Genomic DNA, 4053 nt, shown 5'->3' with positions numbered 1-4053 from the left:
TACCGGTACGGGTATTCAGTACATAAGAACCCGCATCCAGGTGACCGGAATAAACCCGGAAGAACGCCAGACGACCTACGAAAGGATCGGTTGCGATTTTGAATGCCAGTGCAGACAGCGGTGCTTTAGCATCTGGTTTACGTTCAATTTCTTCACCGGTGTCAGGGTTGGTACCTTTTACGGCTTCAACATCCATTGGAGAAGGCAGGTAACGGCAAACCGCATCCAGCATCTTCTGTACACCTTTGTTTTTGAAGGATGAACCACACATCATCGGGATGATAGCGATATCGATAGTAGCTTTACGGATCGCTTCGTGGATTTCGTCTTCAGAGATTGAATTAGGATCTTCGAAGAATTTCTCCATCAGGGTATCATCGTATTCAGCAACTGCTTCTACGAGTTTAGCTCTCCACTCTTCTGCTTCCGCCTGCATATCTTCCGGAATAGGAATTTCCTGGTAGGTAGCACCTTTTCCTTCTTCATCCCAGATAATACCTTTCATGGTAATCAGGTCCACAACACCCTTGAAGGAGTCTTCTGCACCGATTGGCAAAGTCAAAGGAACGGGGTTAGCACCCAGCATTTCTTTCACCTGCTTAACCACATTCAGGAAGTCAGCTCCTGAACGGTCCATTTTATTTACGAAACCGATACGAGGTACACGGTAGCGGTTAGCCTGACGCCATACGGTTTCAGACTGAGGTTCAACACCGGATACAGCGCAGAACAATGCCACCAGACCATCCAGTACACGCAGGGAACGCTCTACCTCAACGGTAAAATCCACGTGACCCGGGGTATCGATGATATTGAATTTATATTGTTTGGTATCAGGTTGGGCTTTACCTTGTAAGGTTGGAAAATTCCAGAAACAAGTGGTTGCCGCAGATGTGATGGTAATACCTCTTTCCTGCTCCTGTGCCATCCAGTCCATTGTAGCAGCACCCTCGTGCACTTCTCCAATTTTGTGGGATTTACCTGTATAATACAGGATACGTTCTGTGGTAGTGGTTTTACCCGCATCGATGTGCGCCGCAATACCAAAGTTCCTTTGAAATTTTAAGTCTGCCATAATATTAAAGTGACTAAATAATGCAATTTGGGGGGCAAAGGTAACTTATTTTTGACAATAAATAAAACGACCAGCTTTTCCAAATTGTTATTTCTTTTTAACAAGCACGGGCGTTTTGTCACATTACAACTGTCTTGCATAAGTATGAGCAGCAAAACCAGTTTTTAGTTGGTACCTACCATCTTTTTATCAAATACAACCAAAAGTTAAATTATAGTTTTCCTATTGGCATATTTCAGTCAAATTCGTAGCAAATTGTTAAACGGCTAGATTTTCCCCAAAGAAAAGAAGAAGAAGTAAAGGCAGCAGAGCATTAGTCAATATCGGTTTCCCCTAAACAAGGCATTATCATGAATGAAAAACTTTACACTTATACCTGTACACCAGGTAAGCATGCTATTTTATAGCATCCCCGGCATAGCGCTGTAGCATTATTCCAAAATCTTCATTTACAGATCAACCTTTCAATATGAGAACACTTGTACTCAGTTGCACCTGTGCGCTGTTGTTACTGACCTGTTTCTGTATTTCATCGAAAGCCCAGGTAACCCTAAACCGGCAGGTAGTAGCTAATGCCGGCGGCAACGGTGTTGTCCAGAACATCCAGATACAATATACCGTAGGAGAAGCAATTGTATTGCCCATTACCAATGGCAAGACCCTACTTACCCAGGGATTTCAGCAACCGGAAGAATCTCCCAAAGTCCTCGGTGGTATAAATCCCGTTAAAAGTTACATTTTATTTCCCAACCCGGCTGTAACCAGCACCAAGATTCAATTTGACCTGCTGTCCAATGTGAATATAACCCTTGAGGTTATTAATCCTGCCGGACAAACTATTTATCATCAGTATTTGCAGCTGGGTGTGGGCAGGAGTACGGTCGTATTGCCCGTTAACCACTTCGCAGCGGGCATATACACGGTTATGCTAAATGTAAGCGGGAATATATTCTTTGAGAAGCTCATTGTGCAGTAATCCCCCGATCACCCTTCAATTGACGACACATGAAATACCTTTATACAACTATACTTCTTGCAGGTATTCTGACAGCTGGCATACCCTTATCAGCACAAAAAATCACCCAAAAGCCGCCTAATATCGGCGCCAGTTTTTTATTGGTCAACCCCGATGCCAGAAGCAGTGGCACCGGAGATGCGAGCATCGGGTTAACACCTGATGTGAATGCCCTCTTTTCCAATGCGGCCAAAATAGTATTTGCCGGAGATTGGGGTGTAAGCGCCAATTACTCTCCCTGGATGTGGGAGCTCAATAACAATAAGTCTAACATGGCTTATGTCGCCGCCTATAAAAATCTGAATCCATATGAAGGCGTGGGCATTTCCATGAAGTACTTCAATTATGGCTCCGTTACTTTCCGGGATGACAATGGAACGGTCATGCAGGATTACAACCCCAAAGAATTTTCGATAGATGGTACCTACGCCCGGAAACTGGGAAATCATATGTCACTGGCCTTGAGTATAAGGTACATCCGCAGCCAGTTGGGACAGGGTTCCTACAACAGTTTACAGCAGCAACCTGCATCCGCAGTAGCCGGTGATCTGGGTTATTATTATCAGAACAGCGTAGACAAGCTGGATTTTGGCAACCGTTATTGTTTTGGCATCAGTATTACCAATATAGGCACCAAACTGCAATACACTGATGATAATACCCGGAAGAGTTTTCTGCCGATGAATCTTCGTATCGGTGGCGGCTATACGTTTGTACATACGCAAGAACATGAATTCACACTTTCTGTTGACATCAACAAATTACTGGTACCCACTCCCCCTTTGTATGCGCTGGATTCCAATGGCATAGAAACCAACCAGATTTTAAAGGGTAAAGACCCTAACCGTGGCGTAGTAGACGCGATGTTTTCTTCTTTTGGAGATGCCCCTGATGGCTTTCATGAAGAGCTGAGAGAATTTACGATTGGTTCTGGTATTGAATACGCTTACCGCCAGGCATTTTTTGTGCGGGCAGGATATTTCTATGAACATCCTTATAAAGGCTACCGGCAGCATTTTTCTGCGGGCGTGGGTGTACGGGTTTCCAACCTGGCACTGGACATTGCTTACCAGATACCTACCGGAGAAAGTCTGGTGCAGAAAAGAACCCTCAAATTTTCACTGGTATACAATATTGGTGGAGCGCGGGATGAAGCCGTACAGCGTTAACACCGTCCCTCTTTTAGCTATTCAAGGATAAAAATATTCAACATGAAAAATGTGCTTCTGTGCTTTATAATGCTGATGGTTGCTACTGCTCTAAAAGCCCAGAGTGGCTTAGGCGGCATCAACTATCAGGCTGTAGCCAGGAATGCCAATGGTACTACCCTATCGAATCAAAATCTGAGCATCCGGTTTTCTATACTTGGTGGCAGTTCCTCCGGGAATGTGCAGTACCAGGAAACACAAGCTGTGACCACTAATCAGTTAGGACTTTTTACTGCGCAAATCGGCAGAGGTATTCCTGTTTCCGGCACTTTCAACGCTGTGCCATGGAGTAATGCCAATCAATATCTTAAAGTTGAAATATCCATAAACGGAGGCAATTTCTCCGAGCTGGGGATTTCTCAGTTACTGAGTGTTCCGTTTGCAATATATGCGGCCAATGGTGGCACGCCTGGGCCACAGGGACTTAAGGGAGATAAAGGAAACGACGGACCCGCAGGGCCACAGGGCGTTAAAGGAGATCCCGGTGTTGCCGGACCTATTGGGCCGGCTGGTGTGAAAGGCGATATTGGCGTTACCGGCGTTACCGGTGCTACTGGCCCTATTGGACCAACCGGTGTGAAAGGCGATAAAGGAGATGTTGGTGCGACTGGTGCTGCTGGCCCTATTGGACCCGCTGGTGTAAAAGGCGATAAAGGAGATATTGGTGCGACTGGTGCTACTGGCCCTATTGGACCGGCCGGTGTGAAAGGCGATAAAGGAAATATTGGTGCGACTGGTGCTGCTGGCCCTATTGG

At 45.6% G+C, this 4053-nt stretch carries 3 protein-coding genes and 1 pseudogene; 3 read left to right on the top strand and 1 reads right to left on the bottom strand.

Annotated elements, in window-relative coordinates:
* Positions 1 to 1075, bottom strand: a 1075-nt coding sequence (locus VIP81_RS14330) for an elongation factor G (protein ID WP_331961796.1), incomplete at its 3' end; no start/stop codon positions are given.
* A gap of 469 nt (positions 1076 to 1544) precedes the next feature.
* Between VIP81_RS14330 and VIP81_RS14325 the strand changes: the two genes are divergently transcribed.
* The 3 genes and pseudogenes from VIP81_RS14325 to VIP81_RS14315 all read left to right on the top strand — a co-directional run.
* On the top strand, positions 1545 to 2051 hold the full coding sequence (locus tag VIP81_RS14325; RefSeq protein WP_331961793.1) for a T9SS type A sorting domain-containing protein: 507 nt from the start codon (positions 1545 to 1547) through the stop codon (positions 2049 to 2051).
* Between the two features lie 29 nt (positions 2052 to 2080).
* On the top strand, positions 2081 to 3259 hold the full coding sequence (porV, locus tag VIP81_RS14320) for a type IX secretion system outer membrane channel protein PorV (protein WP_331961791.1): 1179 nt from the start codon (positions 2081 to 2083) through the stop codon (positions 3257 to 3259).
* Between the two features lie 42 nt (positions 3260 to 3301).
* A pseudogene (locus VIP81_RS14315) lies at positions 3302 to 4053 on the top strand (hypothetical protein); the annotation flags it as partial.

Source organism: Chitinophaga sp. (assembly GCF_036566945.1).
Classification (GTDB): Bacteria; Bacteroidota; Bacteroidia; order Chitinophagales; family Chitinophagaceae; genus Chitinophaga.
Note: the sequence above shows the minus strand (reverse complement) of the source record. Positions and strands in the feature narration are given on the sequence as shown.

Bases quoted from the DNA above. Each gene is read 5' to 3' on its own strand.
- VIP81_RS14325 (WP_331961793.1), top strand. From the start codon at position 1,545: ATGAGAACACTTGTACTCAGTTGCACCTGTGCGCTGTTGTTACTGACC.
- porV (WP_331961791.1), top strand. From the start codon at position 2,081: ATGAAATACCTTTATACAACTATACTTCTTGCAGGTATTCTGACAGCT.